Here is a 20,904-nt window from a genome sequence, read left to right as displayed (position 1 = left end):
CGCTCAGAATTACTATGGGCGGTTTTTTAATATTTAGCAACAACCCCCGCCATCATAATGAAAGGTAGATTCGCTGATAAAAATATCTTCTCTTCCTAAAGAAGCAAGTGCCCCAGCGGTTTTGTCACAAACGGCCAAAGGTTGATTTTTCAATAAGACATGTCCCTTTTTATCATCTAAGTAATCTTCATGACCATAGTAGATAGCTGCTTTTCCAGTAAAAACACAAGGCCCATCTTCTGGCATGGGGTCTTTAATGGCAGCAACTTCGATAGATTCAATATAGATTAATTCTTCTGTTGGATATGCCCCAGGTGCTAAAACGCGATAAGGCTTTCTGGCTCGAATTTCGATAGTTCCGAAACCAACATCAGTTAAAGCTTTTATGTATTGTTTTATGGGTAAACTTCCGCTTAAACACAATGCTCGTAACCTATCATCGTTTTTTAGGGTCTCATTCATTTCTTGCTCACAGGTTGGATCGCTCATAACCAATTTACCATGTGGCTTTAAGACACGGTACATTTCTTCAATGGCACGCTTTAAGTCTTCTTCTTTAAAAATATTGAACAAGCAGTTCTGTGCAGCCACGTCAATACTGTTGTCTTCAACAGGAAGGTTTAAAGCATCTCCTTTTTTAAGATCAACAAATTCTGATTTAAACCAGTCATTTTCCTCCTCTGCTATTTTAAAGTTTTTTCTGCTAGCTTCCAGCATTTCGTCAACCACATCTACTCCGACAACACCCCCTTTTTGACGGTTGAAATAAGAGAACTGCAATAATTCCATACCGCCACCAACGCCTACATAAAGCATTTTAGGATTATTGGACAAATCTCTCGCATGAACGGTGCTTCCACAGCCATAGTTCATCTCTTGCATGATTCTCGGAATTTTAAGTCCTGGCAATTCCCAAATAGGATTTGTAGTACAGCATAATCCAACATCTGGGGTTAACGCCGCTTCTTTATATAAATCGTTTGTTGCTTCTAAATAACTCATAATCTTTTTCTTAAATTTTTGTCATGTCTAGCGCAGTCGAGCAGACATGACTCACTTTCTATTTTATGCTACCGTCCCTTGACAACTACTGCCTGCGCCAGCTGTACAGCCGTAACAATGTTGGGATATAATAATATTTCTGTCGTTTAATAAATCTTCATTATAATCTTTAATATGCTTCACTTTGCTCGCTACTTTTAAATCGAGCATTTGGTTAAAATCGCAATCGTACAACCAGCCGTCCCAACTAATCGAAATAGTGTTGGTGCACATAACATTTGCCACAGCAGCAGGATTATAGGCTTCAACCAAAGCATACATATAATCCTCATAATTTTCTGATGCAATTAAGTAATCCAAAAATCGGGCGATAGGTAGATTGGTAATGGCAAATAGATTGTGAAACTGAATGCCAAAATCTTCATCCAGAGCCTTTTTAAAATCTTTTTCCATAGCAGCTTGGTCTCCTGGTAAATATGCTCCAGAAGGATTGTAAACTAAGTCCAATCGTAAATTATTACCTGGCATACCATAACCTCTAGCATTGAGTTCTTGTAGCGCTTTAATCGATTTGTCAAAAACACCATCACCTCGTTGTTTGTCTGTTTTGCCACGGGTATAGTGCGGCATGGAGGAAATAACATGAACATTGTGTTTTTTAAAGAAATCAGGGAGGTCGTAATATTTCTTGTTCGCTCTTATAATCGTAAGGTTAGAACGCACGATAAAGTCTTTGATTCCTGCTTTAGCAGCTTCCTCGACGAACCAACGAAAATCAGGATTCATTTCTGGTGCTCCTCCAGTTAAGTCTAATGTATACGCTCCAGTATTTTTAATGACTTCTAGGCAAAGTTGCATGGTCTCACGGGTCATAATTTCCTTACGGTCCGGCCCGGCATCAACATGGCAATGCTCGCAGACTTGGTTGCACATGTACCCTACATTTATCTGTAAAATTTCAAGTTTTTTTGGCCGAAGTGGAAAATGACCAATTTCAGCAATCTTATCCTTAAAATAGGGCAGCTCACCATCTGCGAAAATACCGCCATCCAATATCTGCAGTTGCTTATTGCTTGCTGCCAAATCATTATCTCGTGCCTTAAGAGATTTTTGCATTGGCTTCTTTTTAGGTAAAATACTTTCCATTACATTGATAGTTTATTGTACTTGTTCATCATCTGTACGCCATGTACTAGGGTAGCCCCACTCTCTATAGCCGCACCCGCGTGAACGGCTTCCATCATTTCTTCTTTTGTAATGCCCTTTTGCAGACCGTCTTTTGTATAGGCATCTATGCAATAGGGGCATTTAACCACATGGGCCACTGCCAATGCGATTAAAGATTTTTCTCTAGCACTTAGTGCGCCTTCTTCGAAAACCTTACCGTAATAGTCAAAGAATTTTGTTCCGAGCTCTTCACTCCATTCCGTAATTTTTCCAAATTTTCTTAAATCGGCTGGGTCGTAGTATGAATTTGCCATGTTTATGTAGTTATATGTTTTTTGAAATTACTCTATTTAGTACGCTAATTGATGATAGCGCAAATACTATTGCATCACTTTAAAAGAGACCTAGAGTCATCAATAAACCGAATTGCAATGTTTAATGAAATGAAATAGAATAAGGAGAACCCTTATTAAAGAAATTAAATTGAATTAGTAAGCTACAAAATGGATTGCTCTCCGAAAAATAGCTAGTCAGATTTGTAGTGAGTCTAGCAAAAATTAACTGTAACGAAATAGAGACAGACTTAATAAAATTCAAAAGGATGCCAACATCTTTTTTTGTGTCAATATCATGTAAAAGAGGAAGTTGATAAATACAGGAATTATTGCCTGCTAATAATTGCGAAATCTTTTGGAACAAGCTAAACCTTTGCCAAGGCAGTCTAATAAAGAGCTCAGGGCTAAAGTCTTGTTTTTGAAGGCCCATCAAATAAAAACCTCCATCCGTTGTAGGTCCAAGCACCGTTTTACCATGAAGTAATTGGGTGTTGGCTTGTAGTAAATGTTGTGTTTTAAGTTGTGGGCTATCATTACCAATAGTAATAACATTGTCAAAGCCCATATCATAAATCTCTTGAATGGCATTAACAAAACGCTCTCCAAAAGAGTTTCCGGTTTGTTCTTTCTCACTAAAATGAAAATAGGGCAATCCGGAGTGTTGAACTTTGCTCAAAGTTTCGCGGTTAAGCACCTGAAAAAGCTCTGGGTTTTTACTAAACTTTTTATGCAATAGTTCTTCTGCGGCAGATTGCGCGAAAATTAGAATTGCAGTTGCTTTGTTCTGAGTGTTCAATTACTCCATTTAAAGGTTACCTAAACTTACGATAAAATAGTTGAATGGGTTTGGTCGAAAACAAAGTTAAAAGATTACTGAATCCTATGAAAAATTAACAAACAGTGTAATTTTACCACAAAATTTGAAAATGAAGGGTTTTAGTGTTCCAAACGATAAAATAGGTCTGGTACTTTCTGGAGGGGGAATCAGGGGAATGGCGCACATTGGGTTAATTAAAGCACTTCAAGAACGTAATATTGAACCTACACAAATTGCTGGAAGCAGCGTTGGCGCTTTAGTTGGTGCGCTTTACGCCAATGGCAATAGTACTGATGATATGTTGAATTTTTTTAAGGAAACTCCAATTTTTCAATATAGTTTTTTTGCTATAGGAAAACCCGGACTCATTGATACCGCCAAATATTACCCCCTTTTTAAGAAGTATTTTGTTCAAGATAGTTTCGAAGCCTTAAGCAAAAAAATGTATGTTGTAGCAACTGATCTACTGAAAGGAGAGGAAGTATTATTTGCCTCCGGGGAATTGATTTACCCCCTTTTAGCTTCGGCGGCATTGACTCCTGTTTTTAGCCCTATTGAAATTAACAAAACACTTTATGCGGATGGTGGTATTATGAACAATTTTCCAAAAGAGTATTTAGACGATACTTGTGATTATATTATCGGCAGTAATGTTTCCATCGCCGAAGAACTTAAGAAGAAAGACCTGAATAATGTCCTACAATTGGCAGGAAGGGTGACCGGTTTAATGATTTATGCTTCAAACAAAGAGAAATTATCGCAATGCAATTTGTCCATCGAACCCAAAGAGTTAGAGGCCGTAGGGATGCTTGATAAAAAAGGGATTAAAAAGGCGTACACCCTTGGGTATGATTATGGCAGCAAGGCTTTAGACAAAATAATGTTATAAACGGTGTTCTAATTTTCAAAATACCTTGATGGCGAAGTTCCCATTAAGTTCTTAAATGATTTATTGAAAGTTGTCTTCGAGTTAAAGCCTGCTTCTTGTTCGAGAACAAAAATTATTCGAATTAACATTTTGATTTTAATGATTCTTTTAAGCCGAACCTAAAAAGGGAAGTAAATTATCTTTGTAATTGTTTCCGATAGGAATCTCTCTTCGACCTATCTCGACATCATTTTTGGTGTACGCTGTGATTTTTTGACTATTTACGATATAAGAACGGTGCAAACGAATAAACCGATTATCCAAGCGCTTTTCAAAATTTGAAATGCTTTCTTTTATAGTGAGTGTATCTTCCTTTAAGTGAATTTTAATATAATCTTTAAAACTCTCTATATACAGAACACTATCAAAAACCACTTTGATTTGCTTTTTGGCCTTGTTCACAAACAAGAATTCACCACAATTGGAACCAGTGGAAAATGTTTCATTGGTCTTGGAGGGGTATTGTAGCTTTAGAAACTTCTGGATTGCAGAAAAAAAACGTTCAAAAAAAATAGGTTTTAATAAGTAGTCCAAAGCATTTAGTTCAAACCCATCCACAGCATAATCTCGGTAAGCCGTCGTAAAGATAACAGGAGGTTTATAGGCTAAATTTTTAAAGAAATCCGTACCTTTTAATAAAGGCATTTCAATATCTAAAAACAATAAGTCGATTTTGTGATTGCTTAAAATATTGCTAGCATCAATAGCGCTTGCGCAAGAAGCTACCAACTCAAAACCAGGTATTTTTTCAAGATAGCCTTCAAGTAATTCTCTGGCCAACGGTTCATCATCAATAATAATACATTGGTAACTCATCCCATGGCCAGTTTTAAGTTGGCGGAAAACGAATTTTTGCCGTTCTCTATAATAAGGTCATATGTTTTTGGATATAGTAGTTCTAATTGTTTTTTAACATTCTGAAGTCCTATGGATTCTTTTTCGATCGTATTTTCAGAACTAGTCGGCTTTGTATTCTCAACGGTAAAAAACAGTTCTTTGCCTTTCTTTCTAATGTTGATATCGATACGTGCCTGTTTTATCTCATCGGTCACTCCGTGCTTAAAAGCGTTTTCAATAAAAGTGAGCAACAATAAGGGGGCTACCTTTTCTTCACCGGTTACACTTTTACTGAACGAAATATTGACTCTATCCGCATAACGTATTTTTTCTAACGAAATATAGTTTTCAATGAGTTCGATTTCTTTGTTCAAAAGAACATAAGGTTCATTACAGCGATAAAGGATGTAATCCAAAATTTCCGAAAGTTTTTGAATCACCTTGGGCGCATCGTCTGACTTCTTTAAGGCAAGGGCATATAGGTTATTCAAGGTATTGAACAAAAAATGTGGATTCAATTGATTTTTTAACGCTAAAAGTTCTGCTATTTTCTTTTGCTCGTTCAACTTTAGTAGACGTTGCTTTTCTACGTACAATTTTAAGACCGATAACAGAATTGTTGGGTATAGCAAATACAAACTTTTGAAGACAAATTCGTTTATATTGGTCAGCCTACCCAAAAAAGAAGCATCGCTAAAGCGTTTTACATAATTTGCATAGGTTAAAGGATAGGTCGGTTCAAAATAGTTCATATAGATTAGGGTACAAACCACATAAAACCCCAATAAGGTAACTATAATAGCACCGATAAAAGCCACCTGTTTGCCTTTGTTCAAAAGAAAGGGCACCAAAAGCTCGAGTATGACAAACGCCATCGCTATTTGCAAGATCGCGCGAATGCTATAAGTGATGATGAGTTCCTTGGTCGTTGCGTAATACCAACTTGAAGTAGAGGCAGAAAACGCAAAAATTAAAATGCCAAATACGACATACTTTAATTTTGAAGTCTCTAAGAAATGCTGCATTCTTTGCCACATAATAACTGCTTTACAGTAAAGGTACAAATCTAAAGAGGTGTTTCTTGCAATACCAGACCAATAGTGCATTACCGCTGACAAAAGTTCGATTTCCGTGGACAAAACCATCCATCCCCATTTTTAGCGTTTTTATCATCGCTCAAAGCCTTTCCAACCATCTTTTCCATAAGGGGTTTCATCTGCCGCTACCTTGGGTGGAATAAAAATATAATCTCATGAAAAACAACATGGTAAAAACTAAAAAAAGTAACTGTAATTTTATTCTTTGTCTCTTCTTCTGTGTCATTGCATTAACTGCAGGTGCTCAAGAATCCACTTGGAAAATTGACTCGAATCATTCCAAAATCAATTTTGAAATCTCATACTTTAAGGTGGGAACCATTAAGGGCGCTTTTGAAGCCTATTCAGGTTCGTTCACTCAAAAAAACGATGCCTTTTCAGATGTCACTATTTCAATACAGACTGCTTCAATAAATACGAATCAGAAAGATCGTGATAAACATTTAAGAACAGATGAATTCTTTAATGCTGAAGAACACCAGGAAATCACTTTTACCAGTACGGAGATTATCAAGACCGGTAAGGATACTTATGAATTAAAAGGAGATTTTACCATGAGTGGTATTACCAAACCAATTGTTTTAAAAGCTACGGAAAAAGGGAGTTACATACATCCCAGTTTTAAAACCAGTAATATGTTCATGACCATTACTGGAGTAATTCAACGAGAGGCATTCAAAGTAGGTACAAACTATCCTCCTGCAAAATTCGCACTTGGAAAAGAGGTGTCGCTGATAGCAGAAATTCAACTTACAAAAGAAGAGTCATAAAATGAAACAGTTATTTCTTTTTATAGGTCTTTTGGCCACTATTTCGTCTTTTGGCCAAGGTGTCATTTCTGGGACGGTGTTGGATAAGACCTCACAAGAAGCCATACCCTATGCCAATGTGGTCGTAAAATCAGGAGATGTAATCACTACGGGTGGTATTACCAAAGCTAATGGCACTTTCGAAATTAGTGATGTCGCATTTGGCACCTATGCTGTTGAGGTACAATTTATTGGATATAAAACCCTTATAACTAATGTAACTCTAAGTAAAACGAACAAAAAGCTAAGCTTAGAGAGGCTCTATATTGAAGAGGATGCCGTGGCATTGGAGTCGGTAGAAGTAGTTGCTGAACGTTCGACCATCGAGCAAAAGATTGACCGCAAAGTAATTAATATAGGAAAGGATTTAACCACTGCAGGTGCTTCAGCAAGTGATATCATGGGGAATATTCCTTCGGTCAGTGTTGATCAAGATGGTCAAATTTCGTTTCGGGGCAATGAAAATGTGCGTATTCTAGTTGATGGCAAGCCTACGAATATTAGTTCTAGCGAATTATTACAACAGATTCCCTCTACTTCCATAAAAACCATTGAACTGATAACGAATCCTTCTGCCAAATACAATCCAGAAGGTATGAGCGGTATCATCAATATTACATTAAAAAAGAATGCTTCCTTGGGCTTTAATGGGTCGATAAACATGGGCATTACCTTTGGCAGAAAAACACGCTATAACAATTCATTAAACCTAAATTACAGAGCTGGAAAAGTTAACTTTTACGGTAGCTATGGTAATCGTCTAGGCAAAGACATTACTGATGGAGAAATCGTTCGTTTCCGAGAAGGTACCGGCCAGTTCATTGAAAGTATAGGGGACCGCACCTCGCACCTCTTCAAATTTGGGTTGGATTATTTTATAAATGACAAGAACACCTTTTCGGTATATACCAATCAAAATAAATTTGATGTTGTTTTAGATGCAACCCGGAATATTCTTTTTTTTAATGACCCCAGTGCAGATTTCAACCAATTTGATTTGACGAATCGAGACAACACCAATGCTACTTACAATGCCGATTTTAAGCATGAATTTACCAAAGAGGGCCATTCGTTGGAGCTGGAGCTGGATTACGATGCCTTAGAGAGCGATACGAACAATGACTTTGATTTTAATGGAGCTACGCCAATAGCCAATTACGATGAATTTATTGATGATACGCGTTCCAATACCACGATAAATCTGGATTATGTGAATCCGATTTCAGAAAATTCAACTTTGGAAATTGGCATGGAGACACGCTTGCGCCGTACCGAAAACACCTATATCACCGACAGACTAGATTTTGCAGATTCCGATTTTAGATACGATAGGGATATTCACTCGTTTTACACCACTTTTAGCCAGCAATTGAACAAATGGCAATATAATATCGGTCTGCGATTAGAAGACTATAATGTAGATACAGAATTTAACGAAGTAGGGCAAGCTCAATTCACTTTTACAGACAAGTTATTCAATGTTTACCCTTCCGGGTTTTTAAAATATTCACCAGATGAAGCCCGGAAAAATTCGTACCAGCTTAGTTTTAGTAGAAGAATCGACCGTCCCTCTTTGAACCAAATCAATCCTATTCGGCAGTTGAGCACTCCTCAAGTTATTATTACGGGGAACCCCAGTTTGGTGCCACAGTTTACCAATTCCGTGGAGCTTAACTACAGCAGAAAATTGAACAAAGCGAGCTTTACAATTGGTGGGTTTTATAGACGAATCAATGATGAAATCAACCGTAGAGGGTTTTTTGATGAAGACAACCCAACGGTATTGATTATCGACTACGATAACTTTGACAGTAATAGTGCTTACGGATTTGAGTTTTCATCAAATTATCGCCCTACAAATTGGTGGAGTCTCAACGGTAGTTTTGATGTGTACTCAAGAACGCAAAAAGGGGTAATAGAAGGTGAAAGCGTTGAGGTCAACAACACTTTAATGAACGCCAAGGTCAATAACAGTTTTAAGGCCACCAAAGCCGTTACTTTTCAACTGTTCACGTTTTACAGCGGACCACAGGAGATTCTGCAATATGAGTTAAAAGAGAATTTTTTCATGAACCTCGGTGCACGGTACAGTTTTGCGCAAGGTAAAGGAACGTTTAGTTTAAACTTCACTGATATATTCAGATCGCAGCGTTTTGCTTTTCGAACTTTTCGAACGGTATTTCAAGAAGGTCAGTTTCTGCGTGATTCTCGAACACTTTATGCCGGACTGGCTTATCGTTTTGGTAGCGGAAAAAACAAAAGTGTAAAACGAAAGAAGCGCGATAAGAATGAAAAGGCGGATAAGCTTCTGTGAACCACTCTCTAAATAATCTAATTAAATGGTTGTGTATTGCAATCTCTTTTGGCTTCAGCAGCCTTAACCCTCATTTTCAATTCTAGTGAAAAATTTCTTTCCACGGAATCACAAAAGGGAGAATTAAGCACCAAATAAAGAAAAAGATAGCCATTCCCTCAGGAAATTGTTTTTTGTTGATTAAACTGGGCAAAGCCACAAAAATCAACCAGCTTCCTTTATAAATCAACTGGAACAATAAGACCAATGCCATTTTCTTAGGGTAGAAAAGACCAAGTATTGATAAAATAAAAATTGCGCCCCACAGACTTCCCACCAAACGAATGCTCTCGGAATACTGTACAGCATTGGAAAAAACGCTTGAAACCGCTTTTTTTGGAAAGAACAAACTTGTAATGCTTATCCAGCCGGCAACCAAGATATTTGCGAGGTATATGATTTTAAGGCCTAGCATTACACATTGTCATAGTCAATCTTCAAAGTCGAGGTGGTTGCATGTGCTTGACAGGTCAATATCAAGCCTTCTGCAACTTCGGCATCTGTTAATATTTGGTTTTTCACCATTTCTGCCTTCCCTTCGGTAACTCGTGCAATGCAACTACTGCAAACACCACCCTGACAAGAATATGGAGCGTCAATATCTTCTTTGAGCACAGCATCCAATACCAAGGTTTTTTGGTCTATTGTTAATGAAAAGGTTTCCTCATCAACGACCACCTCTACTGCAGTTTTACCATCTAAAGATTCAGCTAGGGAATCGTCTGTTTCAGAGCTTGTAAAAAGTTCAAAAAGAATCTTATTTTCTTGAACACCATTGGCTTTTAGAGTATCAGAAACCGTATTGATCATTTGTTCCGGACCACAAAGGTAGAACGCATCAAAATTAAAGTCTTTGAACTTGTTTTTGGTGATAAGATTAACGGTTGAGGTTTCTATGCGGCCAAAAAGACAATCAGGCTCTGAAGAGCGACTATACAACCATTGCGCAAAAAAACGATTGGTATATTTATTTTGTAGCGCTACTATGGCTTCACGATACATGGCTTCTTCAGGGGTTTGATTACCAAAAACCAAAACAAATTTACTTTGTTCATTATTTTCTAAAACGGTTTCGGCAATACTCATGATAGGGGTAATTCCACTTCCGGCTGCAAATGCCGCAATGGTTTTTGAGGCTCCATCTTTTTCGAAAATAAAGCGCCCCTCAGGTTGCATAACCTCTAAAACATCCCCTGCTTTTATAGATTCGTTGGCATAAACAGAAAATGTACCACCTGGTACTTTTTTAATCCCTACGGTCAATTTTCCTGACGAAGGTGCTGAGGAAATGGAATATGCCCTTCGGACCTTTTCTCCATTTACAGTATGCTTTACGGTAATGTATTGGCCGGCAGTAAATGAAAAAGTAGCTGCCAATTCTTTAGGAATGCCAAACGTAAGTGCTACGGAATTTGGTGTCAATTTATCAACAGCACTAATGGTGAGGGCATGAAAATCACTCATAAATTCAGTTTTGGTTGCAAAACTAAGGATTCATAGGATTTTTAAGGCAGTTTTGTACAAATTGAATGTGCTTTGTAACAAATCATTAACTTTCGATACCTACAAAAGAACAAATTAACCAACGACATGTTCAAACGATTTATTGATTTGCAATGGAAATCTTTCTTCAGGTCCTCTTCATTGGGGAAGAGCTTGGGGATTAAGATTTTTATGGGCTTTATGATGGTTTATCTCTTGGTAAGCCTTGGCGGCCTTGGCGCCGCCCTCTACTTTATTCTTCGCAAATTAGTACCTGATGAAGGCCCTATCTGGGTAGTGAGCCAATATTTGATTTTTTGGTTTTTAGCTGAATTGCTTTTTCGTTTTTTTATGCAAAAACTTCCGGTGATGGATGTTAAGCCATTGCTCATCAACAACATCAAGAAATCTAAAATTGTCAATTATGTGCTGGGGCGTTCTATGTTTTCTGGCTATAATTTACTTTCCTTGATGCTCTTCTTTCCTTTCACAATTGTGTTGACATTTAAAGGATACCCTGCTTTGAATGTTTGGGTCTGGTTTTTGGCCATCATGGTTCTAGTGTTGTGCATCAACTATATCAATTTCATTATCAATAAAAGTGACAAGGCCTTTACAATTATCGCAGCAACTACTATACTGCTGTATGCATTGGATTATTTTGGCATTTTGGGAGTAAAAGCCATTTTTGCCCCTATTTTTCATGCACTCTATGCATATCCGATTACTATTTTGGCGCCTATCACATTGTTGTTCGCTGGCTATGTTATTAATTATAAGTATTTAGAAAAGGCCCTTTACCTAGACCATGCGCTGAAGTCAAAATCAAAGTCTGTTGAAACCTCTGAAATGGCCTGGACCAAGCGCTTTGGTGCGTTGGCACCATTCCTGCAGCTTGACTTAAAGTTGATTTGGCGCAACAAACGAACCAAAGCACAAGTGTTTATTTCACTGCTCATGGTGTTTTATGGACTTATCTTTTACACCCAAGAGATTTATGCGAATATGGTCTTTATGCACGCCTTTCTTGGAATTTTCATGACGGGAATCTTTCTTTCAAATTTCGGACAGTTCATTCCCGCTTGGGACAGTGCTTATTATGGCATGATGATGTCACAGAACATTCCGCTTAGACAATATTTAGAATCTAAAGTGCTGTTGATTACGGTCAGTGTTGTGGTCATGTTCTTTTTGACGATTCCGTATGTGTATTTCGGATGGAACATCTTGGCATTGAATACCGCCTGTGCCATTTACAATTTGGGCGTTAATATACCTGTAATTCTCTATTTTGGTTCGTTCAATAAAAAACGAATTGAATTAGATCAAAGCGCCTTTGGTAATATGCAGGGCACCAGTGCCACACAGTTTTTAATTATGGTTCCGGTCTTGATAGCCCCGATTGTGTTATTTGGTCTGCTGGATTTCTTAATTGGATTCCACGTAGCGGTAGCCGTGACCATAGCCTTAGGAGTCATCGGATTGGTGTTTCGAAACAAACTGATGGATAAGGTCGCTGAACAATATGCCAAGAAAAAATATGGCATGCTCGCTGGATTCAAAGAAAAAAACAACTAAAAAGTTTATAGTTACAATATGATATCAATAACCAATCTTTCAAAGACATACGGCTCGCAAACCGTCTTGAATATAGCATCACTTGAAATTCCGAAAGGACAAAGTTTTGGGCTAGTCGGTAATAATGGTGCTGGTAAGACGACCTTGTTTTCGTTACTGCTTGATCTTATTCAATCGACTTCAGGTCATATTATTAATAATGACGTTCAAGTGAATGAGAGTGAAGACTGGAAACCGTTCACATCCTCATTTATAGACGAATCATTTTTGATTGGCTACCTCACCCCCGAAGAGTACTTTTATTTTATTGGTGAATTACGTGGTAGAAACAAAGCGGATGTTGACACCTTATTATCAGAATTTCAAGATTTTTTTCATGGTGAGATTTTAGGTCAAAAGAAATACTTGCGAGATCTATCTAAAGGAAATCAGAAAAAAGCAGGCATTGTGGCGAGTTTTATTGGCAGTCCAGAGGTCGTGATTCTCGATGAACCTTTTGCCAATTTGGATCCTACTACCCAAATTCGATTGAAGGGTATTATCAAAGAACTGACAGCAAAAGAAGAGGTGACCGTTTTGGTTTCAAGTCATGACCTGCAGCACGTGACAGAGGTATGTGAACGTATCGTGGTATTGAACAAAGGCGAAATTGTAAAAGATATTAAAACTTCAGAAGAGACCTTAAAAGAGTTGGAAACCTTCTTTGGCGGTTAACCTATAGTTTATTTTGATTCGAAAAAAGACCATATTTCTTCAAACGCGATGGAATCTGTTTGTTGATTGGCCCAACCATGACCTACATTGGCTGCTATAAAGTAGACGACTTCGGCATTGGTGTCGCAATTGCTGTAGCTAAACGATTCTAAAGAGATTCCTCCCCAATTATGGTTTGCTTGCACAGCAGTTTGGCCACAGTTATAACTATTGGCCCAATTTAAGGCACTGTTTTGTGCCGACATAAATTCCCCAACCGGGGATGTACCGCCCTGTATAGGGATTAAATTATCGATTGCGCCATTGACCTGAAAAACGGAAAGTGTTGACAGCGGCGCTAAGTTGCCGGTACTTATTGATTGTTGACTAAAGAGTGGGGCAATGGCCTTAAAGTGAGGAGTCGATTTCCCCAATACGTTTACCATACCCGCACCGTTAGAAAAGCCTAGGGCGTACATTTTTGAAGTGTTCGCTTCTGTATGGCCTTCCAGTTGTTGCACAATCAGGTTTACAAATTCCACATCATCTGCAGAGGTGGCTTCTGAACCCAAATTCCAATAGCCACCCTTACTGCCATCATTAGAATGTCCGTTAGGGTATACACCAATAAAAGCGCCTGAATTGATCAGTTCATTTAAGGTTGATTGGTTCAAGAATTGACTGCCAGTACCACCCGATCCATGAAAAACAAATACTAAAGGATACGTTTGAGACGCATTAAAATTTTGAGGAGTTTGTACATAAACCGTTCTAGGAACCAAAACGCCATCAATAATCTGATTAACATTGATTTCGTTGGTACCACTAGTTAAATTTGCAATAGTTTTTTCTTCTAAAATTTTATCATCATTGACACAACCGCAAAGTAAAAGTAAGCAAGCTAAAATTGTAAAACGTTGCATAGGCAATACCTAGAATTCAAAAAACTAAAGGTTATCTATCCTTACAGTGTTGCCATTATTTCGTAAAGTGGTCACTGCGGTCTGTCCAGCTCCGGTGGGTACAGCATCTGGTGATTGTCTCATGTCTATATCTGCTCCGGTCAATATGGGGTTAATTGCTGCCAACTGTTCCAAAAGCCCATTGACGCTTGCAACATCCAAAGAATTGTCACTAAAGTCAATGTCTTCACTATCTAAGGTTGTTAGATTTGGTAGCGATAATGTTTCCAAGGTGGTGTTATTATTAATATATAAGTCACCTATATTAGACAAACTTGGTAATGATAATGTTTCCAAAGTGGAGTTATCCATAATTTCTAACTCGTCAACTATGTTGGACAAACTTGGTAATGATAATGTTTCCAAGGAGGTGTTATTCATAATTTCTAAGTCGTTACCTAAATTAGACAAACTTGGTAATGAAAGTGTCTCTAAAGAGAAATTAGCTGTAATTTCCAAATTACCACTCTCATCTATACCAACCGAAGTAAGCAACGGAAATTCTATGGTCGTAAGTGTCGCATTATCATCAATCTCCATTATGCCTTCTACCGTTTCCAATGAAGTAAATTCGAAGCTGTTTAAAAGAGGATTTTTCTTAATCCTAAATGCGAAACCTCTGGAGATTTCATATAGCGGACATTCCAAGCTGGTTAAAATGTCAAGATTAATAACTTCAAAATTACTGCCAGTAGATTTCAATGATGGAAGTTCTAAGCTCGCCATAGCATCAAGACCATCAAATTTTAAGGTGCCGCCGGTCGCTTCCAGTGCAGAAAGATCTAGAGTTGTCAAAGTCTCATTATATCTAATTTCCAAGTCGTCATTTACGTTGGTCAACATAGGCAACTCTATAGTTGTTAAGGCATCATTATCTTCAATAATTGCATCTACAAACACTTTAGTTAAGGTAGGCAGTATCACGGTCGCAAGCGCAGCATTATCTTCGATAATAAGGTCAATGAGTTCTAGAGACCCCGTGTAAGCCGTCATATCCAAGGTAGTAAGTTGTGTTGTATTTGAAATGGTAATATACTGGGTATCTGACCCAAAATCGGCTGAAATAAGATCAACAGCCTCGTCATCACTGATATCACCAGATAAAAAGATATAGGTTTTTCCAGAATTATCCACTCCATCCTGTCCGTCCGCTCCGTCTTCGCCATCGGCTCCATCTTGACCATCAGCTCCTTCTGCTCCGTCTTCGCCATCTTCCCCATCTTGTCCGTTTTCACCATCAGCTCCGTCTTCGCCATCAGCTCCATCTTGTCCGTTTTCACCATCAGCACCATTAATGCCATTTATACCGTCCAAACCATCTATGCCATCTTCTACAGAACAGCTTTGGTATGAAAAGGCGAGTAATACTATAATGAATAGGCCTGTAATTTTCTTAAATAACACTATATTTCCCATCTTGATTGATTTTTAAGTAAAACAGATAAAACCTATTGTTATTGTAAGAAAAAACTTATAAATATCATTATGTTGCGAAACTTTATAATCTTGTTGGCTACTCTATAAAATGTGTGGAAACAATAATTTAGTAAGACTTTGATTTACCTCATTATCAAGCTCATTTCAGAGCAATTCTTTCTTTTTGATAAGACCAAAACCTAAAAATTTGAAGCGATGTTTAAAGTGCAAATATTTTTTTTGCACTTTACCGATAAACACCATACTAAATGGGGCTTTTTTCTGTTATGCATAGGTAGGAAAGATTAATAAATTGAAGCTTCACATAAAACTTTTGATTTCCGCTATAGTCGGATTGCTAATGTTTAATGCGTGTTCGGTAAAAAAGGACAAGTTCATTAATCGTAATTGGCACGCTTTGAACACCAAGTACAATACCTTGTACAATGGTAATATTGCCTTTGAAACCGGTCGGCAAGAATTGAACAACTCATACCGCGATGACTTTTGGGAGGTACTGCCTATAGAACGACTCGAAGTAACTGATGAAATCAAACTAGACTCAGAAGATAACAATCCAAACTTCGTAATTGCTGAAGAAAAAGCGACCAAGGCCATACAAAAGCACAGTATGGTCATTAAAGATGAAGAGCACAATCCGCAAACAGATGAAGCATTTTTATTGCTCGGCAAGGCGCGTTATTTTGATCAACGCTACATTCCTGCTTTAGAGTCTTTCAACTACATATTAAGAACTTATAGAAAGAGCGATAAGTTTAACGAAGCCCGAATTTGGAGGGAGAAAACCAATATGAGGCTTGACAATCCTGAATTGGCCATCAAGAATTTAAAAAACCTGTTCAAATATGATGAGCTCAAAGATCAAGAATATGCTGATGCCAATGCGGTCATTGCGCAATCATACTTAAACTTAAAAGCTATTGATACGGCCATTCAAAAATTAAAGATTGCACAGAGCTATACCAAAAAGAATGAGCAGCGAGGGCGGTATCTGTTCATTATAGGGCAATTGTACAATCAACTGGGCCTTAAAGACAGTGCCAATTATGCCTTTGACAAAGTGATTGCCTTAAACAGAAAATCGCCTCGCGTGTATATGATCAATGCGCATCTTAAAATAATTCAGAACACAAAATTGACAGACTCTAATTATGAAGAAATGTTCGAGTATCTCACAGAATTGGAAGAGAATCGAGAGAATCGACCTTTCTTAGACAAGATTTATCGCCAAATCGCTAAATTTCATTTAGAAACCGGGTCAGATAGTTTGGCCATTGCCTATTTCAATAAATCATTGCGAGCCACGCAGCAAGACCGTAAGCTGAATTCAAAGAACTACGAGAACTTAGCGGAGTACGATTTTGACCAAAACGAATACAAAAGCGCAGGGGCCTACTACGATAGTGTGCTTACCAACCTTGTTGAAAACACAAGAAAGTACAGGGCTATTAAAAAGAAATTTGACAATCTAGAAGATGTCATCAAATACGAAGACATTGCCCAATATGCCGATAGTGTGATTACGGTCTACGAAATGCCCGAGCAAGAACGAATCACATATTTTGAGGAATATATTGCCGAACTGCAACGAAAAGCAGCAGAGCTAGAAGCTGAAAAAGAGAAGAAGGCAAGTGCTGGCTTTGCGGCTTTTGCAGATTCTAAGGGGGGCAAAGAAAATAAGGGCAAGTTCTATTTTTATAATATTACTAGTTTAGGCTATGGCAAAACAGATTTTAAGACCCGTTGGGGTGATAGGGAATTAGAAGATGATTGGCGTTGGAGCGACAAAAGCAAATCATTGCCTTCAGAAGCTACGGGCGACTTGGTCGTATCGGATAGCATTGCTGCACCATTGACCGAAGAAGAAAAATATTCAGTTGATTTTTATTTGGAACAGGTTCCTACCGATGTAGCGGTCGTAGATAGCTTGAGAACCGAGCGTAATTTTGCCAATTACCAATTAGGGTTGATCTACAAAGAGAAGTTTAAAGAAAACCTGTTGGCGGCTGGTAAACTAGAAAGTGTTCTAGATGCTGATCCAGAAGAAAGGTTGATACTGCCTTCTAAATACAATTTGTACAAAATCTATGAAGAAACGGGAAGTCCGCTGGCTCTTGATATGAAGCAAAACATTATCAATAATCATCCAGATACGAGGTATGCAGAGATTTTATTAAATCCGCAGGCAGTATTGGCGAACAATGCTGACAGTCCTGATAAAAAATATGCCGATTTGTTTCAACTGTATAAAGAACAGCAGTTTTTAAAGGTAATTACATTGTCAGAAGAAAACATCAATACGTATACTGGCGACCCCATTGTTCCAAAATTTGAAATGTTGAAGGCCAATGCCATTGGTAGGTTACAAGGTTTTGAACCCTTCAAAGAAGCGCTTAATTATGTGGCACTGACTTATCCGAACAACCCAGAAGGGAAAAAAGCAGAGCAGATGATTGCTGAGCAATTGCCGAAATTGGCGATAAAAGAATTTTCGCCCGAGACAGGATCAGTAGGCACTGGAAATTGGAAGGTGGTCTTTCCTTTTAAAAACAATGAAGGAAAGAAGGCTGCGAAGTTGAAAAAAAGACTTGAAGAATCTATTGTTGATTTGAAATATAAAAACTTGGTTTCAAAAGACATTTATACTTTGGAAGACCAGTTTGTAGTGGTTCACGGATTCAAATCAAAAGATTTCGCCTTAGGGTATGCCGAACTCATAAAAAACAATAGGGACTATCGGATTAAGGATGAGAATTTTGTAATTTTATCATCCAACTATAAAATTATCCTAGTACATAAAAATATAGACGATTATAAATCACAAATTTTAACCCCAAAAACCTCAAATTAATGTTTTCAGATAAACAAAAGCCTATGGAAAGTTTCGGCAGCCAGCCAAACAGAATTGAAAAAAACACCGTTATCAAAGGTGATATTACTTCACAAGCAGATTTTAGAATTGATGGTAAACTAGAAGGTAATGTAAAGACTTCTGGTAAAGTCGTAATTGGCAAAGACGGCTTAATCAAAGGTAAAGTAGAATGTGTCAATGCCGATATTGAAGGTAATTTTAATGGCGAACTATATGTCTCAGAATTATTGGCATTAAAAAGCTCTGCAAAAATTGAAGGCACTGTGAATGTAGCAAAGCTTGCTGTTGAACCAGGCGCAACTTTTAATGCTTCGTGTACAATGGGCAAAGGAACTCCCGCATCATCTGGTGCCACTCATAAATTGCAGTCCAACAAGGTAAATGAGCCAGCAAAAGTCTCCTAAGAAGAACAATTTTAAGAATGTTGCAATGCTTTCGGGCATTGCATTTGAAATGGGGGCAATCATTTTTCTTGCCGTAAAAGGTGGAAATTGGTTAGACGAACACTATCAGACAGAAAAGAGAATATTTACGGTAATTGCCACTTTGTTAGGAGTAGCTATTTCTATTTGGGTAGTTTTGCAACAGCTCAAAAGAATTAAATACTAATGTCTGAATACAAATTACCGATTAAGTTTGCCAGTATACTTTTTATAGTTCTTGTTATTGTTTTCGGAATTCACCTTTTCTTGTTGAATATTCAAGGGGAGCCGCTTTTTGAAAACCTTTTAGTGCTGTCTTATGTTGTCAATTTTCTTTTGGCAGTAATTATTTTCGTTGTGCTTTTCCATTACCGATATAGGCTTCAAAATGCTATTGGCTTCCTTTTTATGGGTGGCAGTCTTATTAAGTTTATTGCCTTCTTTCTGATTTTTTATCCCAGTTACAAAAGTGATGGGGATATTCAGCGATTAGAATCAATAGCTTTTTTTGTTCCTTATTTGTCAGCATTGGTTTTAGAGACATTTTATACCTCAAAAATGTTGAACGGACTTCAAAAACCAGAAGATTAATATGAGAGCTTAAAGCCCTTGAAAATAAACTTGCAAAGCTTTTTTCTTTTTAAAGGAATGACTTACATTTGCACCGATTTTGAACGACCCATAGTTTAAGGAAAATGCGAAAAACATTTTTGAAGAATTTTCTTCTTATTGCCGTACTTATTTTAGGTCAATTTTCCTTTGCCAAAGAAAAGGATGAAAAACATGGTGATGAAGGCCATGGGAAAGACCTAAAAACTGAAATCAAGGAATATATTCAACACCACTTACAAGACTCACACGACTTTTCTTTGTTCTCTTACACCAAAGATGACGGTGAACATAAATATGTTGGTTTCCCTTTGCCTGTAATTTTATGGGATAATGGTTTAAAGGTTTTCTCTTCATCAAAGTTTCATCATGGAGAGACTTTAGCCGAAGTTGATGGCAATCATTACAAGTTATATCATAGTAAAATATACAAGACAGATGCTGAAGGTAGCATAAACTATGATGAAGAACATCATCCTACCAATGTTAAGCCTATAGATTTTTCAATCACTAAGAATGTAGTGATGATAATTATTACGGGTTTATTGATGTTATGGCTCTTTACAAGCTTGGCTAAGTCTTATGCAAAAAATGAAGGAATACCTACGGGCGCCGGGCGTTTCTTTGAGCCTATCATACTTTATATTAGAGATGATATCGCAAGACCAAATATTGGTGAGAAACGTTATGGGAAGTATATGCCTTTCTTGTTGACCATTTTCTTTTTCATATGGTTTTTGAACATGTTTGGAATGACCCCGCTTGGAATAAATGTAACAGGAAATATTGCCATTACTTTTGCCTTGGCACTTATGGTTTTCTTGATTACGAATTTCACGGGAACAAAAGACTATTGGATGCACCAGTTCAATCCTCTTGGGGATTCAATGCCTTGGTATGCTAAAATCCCTTTGTACATTATTTTGGTTCCTATTGAAATATTAGGACTGTTTATCAAGCCCTTTTCATTGTTGATTCGTTTGTACGCTAATATGCAAGCAGGTCATATTGTTTTAATGAGTTTGATTGGGTTGATGTTCATATTTAAAAGTTGGTTAGGAAGCCCGTTGTCATTTGGGTTGGCATTTGCCATCTCATTGATTGAAATTTTAGTAGCATTATTACAAGCATATATTTTTACCATGTTGAGCGCCCTGTATTTCGGATTTGCTTCTGAAGAACATGAGCACGATCATGAACACGAGGCAGAGTTGTCTCACTAATTAAGTTGTCGTCCTGAGCTTGTCGAAGGATGGACATTGAAAAATTGAATTTTTAATTTTTAAACTAGATAGATATGGAAATTCCAGTAATGGTAGGTGCAGGTTTAGTAGTTATTGGTGTTGGTATGGGTATTGGTAGAATCGGTGGTTCTGCTATGGAAGCCATCGCACGTCAGCCTGAAGCTTACGGAAAAATTCAAACAGCGATGTTGATTGCAGCAGCGTTGATTGAAGGTATCGGTTTCGCAGCTTTATTTGCTGTGTAATCAAACATCTAAGGC

At 37.6% G+C, this 20,904-nt stretch carries 22 protein-coding genes; 11 read left to right on the top strand and 11 right to left on the bottom strand.

Annotated features, from left to right (window positions below; translation table 11 throughout):
* Nucleotides 1-33: 33 nt before the first annotated feature.
* The 4 genes from arsM to RM706_RS04250 all read right to left on the bottom strand — a co-directional run bounded on the left by arsM (nt 34) and on the right by RM706_RS04250 (nt 3,300).
* Nucleotides 34-1,002 carry an arsenosugar biosynthesis arsenite methyltransferase ArsM gene (arsM, locus tag RM706_RS04265; RefSeq protein WP_311349787.1) on the bottom strand — a complete coding sequence of 323 codons (969 nt, stop codon included), beginning with the start codon at nt 1,000-1,002 and terminating at the stop codon, nt 34-36.
* 63 nt (nt 1,003-1,065) lie between these two features.
* Entirely contained in the window at nt 1,066-2,148 is a 1,083-nt protein-coding gene (gene arsS / locus RM706_RS04260) for an arsenosugar biosynthesis radical SAM (seleno)protein ArsS (RefSeq protein WP_311349786.1), read from the bottom strand.
* On the bottom strand, nt 2,148-2,483 hold the full coding sequence (locus RM706_RS04255) for an arsenosugar biosynthesis-associated peroxidase-like protein (RefSeq protein WP_311349785.1): 336 nt from the start codon (nt 2,481-2,483) through the stop codon (nt 2,148-2,150). Before RM706_RS04255 ends, arsS begins: the two co-directional genes overlap by 1 nt.
* Nucleotides 2,484-2,604: 121 nt before the next feature.
* Nucleotides 2,605-3,300: a TIGR04282 family arsenosugar biosynthesis glycosyltransferase gene (locus RM706_RS04250; protein WP_311349784.1), complete on the bottom strand. Its 696-nt coding sequence runs from the start codon at nt 3,298-3,300 to the stop codon at nt 2,605-2,607.
* 130 nt (nt 3,301-3,430) lie between these two features.
* Here RM706_RS04250 and RM706_RS04245 point away from each other — a divergent pair, with 130 nt between their 5' ends.
* The gene (locus tag RM706_RS04245) at nt 3,431-4,210 is read left to right on the top strand and encodes a patatin-like phospholipase family protein (RefSeq protein ID WP_311349783.1); all 780 of its coding nucleotides are present in this window, start codon (nt 3,431-3,433) and stop codon (nt 4,208-4,210) included.
* A gap of 8 nt (nt 4,211-4,218) precedes the next feature.
* Here RM706_RS04245 and RM706_RS16515 read toward each other — a convergent pair whose 3' ends face one another.
* Genes RM706_RS16515 through RM706_RS04235 form a run of 3 tightly spaced genes read right to left on the bottom strand, consistent with a single transcriptional unit; the run spans nt 4,219 to nt 6,231 of the window.
* Nucleotides 4,219-4,338 carry an AraC family transcriptional regulator gene (locus tag RM706_RS16515; protein ID WP_432264962.1) on the bottom strand — a complete coding sequence of 40 codons (120 nt, stop codon included), beginning with the start codon at nt 4,336-4,338 and terminating at the stop codon, nt 4,219-4,221.
* Between the two features lie 19 nt (nt 4,339-4,357).
* Nucleotides 4,358-5,065: a LytR/AlgR family response regulator transcription factor gene (locus tag RM706_RS04240; RefSeq protein WP_311349782.1), complete on the bottom strand. Its 708-nt coding sequence runs from the start codon at nt 5,063-5,065 to the stop codon at nt 4,358-4,360.
* Nucleotides 5,062-6,231: a sensor histidine kinase gene (locus tag RM706_RS04235; RefSeq protein WP_311349781.1), complete on the bottom strand. Its 1,170-nt coding sequence runs from the start codon at nt 6,229-6,231 to the stop codon at nt 5,062-5,064. The genes RM706_RS04240 and RM706_RS04235 overlap by 4 nt, the downstream gene beginning before the upstream one ends.
* A gap of 107 nt (nt 6,232-6,338) precedes the next feature.
* Between RM706_RS04235 and RM706_RS04230 the strand changes: the two genes are divergently transcribed.
* Both RM706_RS04230 and RM706_RS04225 read left to right on the top strand, forming a co-directional pair.
* Nucleotides 6,339-6,953 carry a YceI family protein gene (locus RM706_RS04230; protein ID WP_311349780.1) on the top strand — a complete coding sequence of 205 codons (615 nt, stop codon included), beginning with the start codon at nt 6,339-6,341 and terminating at the stop codon, nt 6,951-6,953.
* A gap of 1 nt (nt 6,954) precedes the next feature.
* The gene (locus RM706_RS04225; RefSeq protein ID WP_311349779.1) at nt 6,955-9,306 is read left to right on the top strand and encodes a TonB-dependent receptor; all 2,352 of its coding nucleotides are present in this window, start codon (nt 6,955-6,957) and stop codon (nt 9,304-9,306) included.
* Between the two features lie 82 nt (nt 9,307-9,388).
* Here the strand turns inward: RM706_RS04225 and RM706_RS04220 are convergent, their stop codons facing one another.
* A complete protein-coding gene (locus tag RM706_RS04220; RefSeq protein ID WP_311349778.1) occupies nt 9,389-9,760 on the bottom strand; it encodes a hypothetical protein in 372 nt (123 codons plus the stop codon).
* Nucleotides 9,760-10,809: a 2Fe-2S iron-sulfur cluster-binding protein gene (locus tag RM706_RS04215; RefSeq protein WP_311349777.1), complete on the bottom strand. Its 1,050-nt coding sequence runs from the start codon at nt 10,807-10,809 to the stop codon at nt 9,760-9,762. The genes RM706_RS04220 and RM706_RS04215 overlap by 1 nt, the downstream gene beginning before the upstream one ends.
* 126 nt (nt 10,810-10,935) lie before the next feature.
* Here RM706_RS04215 and RM706_RS04210 point away from each other — a divergent pair, with 126 nt between their 5' ends.
* Nucleotides 10,936-12,405, top strand: a complete 1,470-nt coding sequence (locus tag RM706_RS04210; RefSeq protein WP_311349776.1) for a DUF5687 family protein — start codon at nt 10,936-10,938, stop codon at nt 12,403-12,405.
* 18 nt (nt 12,406-12,423) lie between these two features.
* Nucleotides 12,424-13,119 (top strand): ABC transporter ATP-binding protein, encoded by a 696-nt coding sequence (locus RM706_RS04205; RefSeq protein ID WP_311349775.1) that lies wholly within the window; start codon nt 12,424-12,426, stop codon nt 13,117-13,119.
* Between the two features lie 8 nt (nt 13,120-13,127).
* Here the strand turns inward: RM706_RS04205 and RM706_RS04200 are convergent, their stop codons facing one another.
* Both RM706_RS04200 and RM706_RS04195 read right to left on the bottom strand, forming a co-directional pair.
* On the bottom strand, nt 13,128-14,021 hold the full coding sequence (locus tag RM706_RS04200) for a CE1 family esterase (protein ID WP_311349774.1): 894 nt from the start codon (nt 14,019-14,021) through the stop codon (nt 13,128-13,130).
* A 24-nt stretch (nt 14,022-14,045) separates the two neighbouring features.
* Nucleotides 14,046-15,476, bottom strand: coding sequence for a hypothetical protein (locus tag RM706_RS04195; RefSeq protein ID WP_311349773.1), 1,431 nt, complete (start codon nt 15,474-15,476; stop codon nt 14,046-14,048).
* A 361-nt stretch (nt 15,477-15,837) separates the two neighbouring features.
* On the opposite strand from RM706_RS04195, the gene porW reads away from it, so the two are divergent.
* The 6 genes from porW to atpE all read left to right on the top strand — a co-directional run bounded on the left by porW (nt 15,838) and on the right by atpE (nt 20,889).
* Complete coding sequence (gene porW / locus RM706_RS04190) at nt 15,838-18,348, top strand: type IX secretion system periplasmic lipoprotein PorW/SprE (protein ID WP_432264966.1); 2,511 nt, start codon at nt 15,838-15,840, stop codon at nt 18,346-18,348.
* Nucleotides 18,348-18,773: a bactofilin family protein gene (locus RM706_RS04185; RefSeq protein WP_311349771.1), complete on the top strand. Its 426-nt coding sequence runs from the start codon at nt 18,348-18,350 to the stop codon at nt 18,771-18,773. Before porW ends, RM706_RS04185 begins: the two co-directional genes overlap by 1 nt.
* Nucleotides 18,751-18,978 (top strand): AtpZ/AtpI family protein, encoded by a 228-nt coding sequence (locus RM706_RS04180; RefSeq protein WP_311349770.1) that lies wholly within the window; start codon nt 18,751-18,753, stop codon nt 18,976-18,978. The genes RM706_RS04185 and RM706_RS04180 overlap by 23 nt, the downstream gene beginning before the upstream one ends.
* Nucleotides 18,978-19,382: a hypothetical protein gene (locus RM706_RS04175; protein WP_311349769.1), complete on the top strand. Its 405-nt coding sequence runs from the start codon at nt 18,978-18,980 to the stop codon at nt 19,380-19,382. The genes RM706_RS04180 and RM706_RS04175 overlap by 1 nt, the downstream gene beginning before the upstream one ends.
* 104 nt (nt 19,383-19,486) lie before the next feature.
* The gene (gene atpB / locus RM706_RS04170; protein ID WP_311349768.1) at nt 19,487-20,623 is read left to right on the top strand and encodes a F0F1 ATP synthase subunit A; all 1,137 of its coding nucleotides are present in this window, start codon (nt 19,487-19,489) and stop codon (nt 20,621-20,623) included.
* A 74-nt stretch (nt 20,624-20,697) separates the two neighbouring features.
* The gene (gene atpE / locus RM706_RS04165) at nt 20,698-20,889 is read left to right on the top strand and encodes an ATP synthase F0 subunit C (protein WP_311349767.1); all 192 of its coding nucleotides are present in this window, start codon (nt 20,698-20,700) and stop codon (nt 20,887-20,889) included.
* Nucleotides 20,890-20,904 lie beyond the last annotated feature (15 nt).

This window comes from Croceitalea rosinachiae (genome assembly GCF_031846445.1).
Lineage (GTDB): Bacteria > Bacteroidota > Bacteroidia > Flavobacteriales > Flavobacteriaceae > Croceitalea > Croceitalea rosinachiae.
The sequence above is the reverse complement of the archived record's forward strand: the minus strand, read 5'-3'. Positions and strand labels throughout refer to the sequence as shown.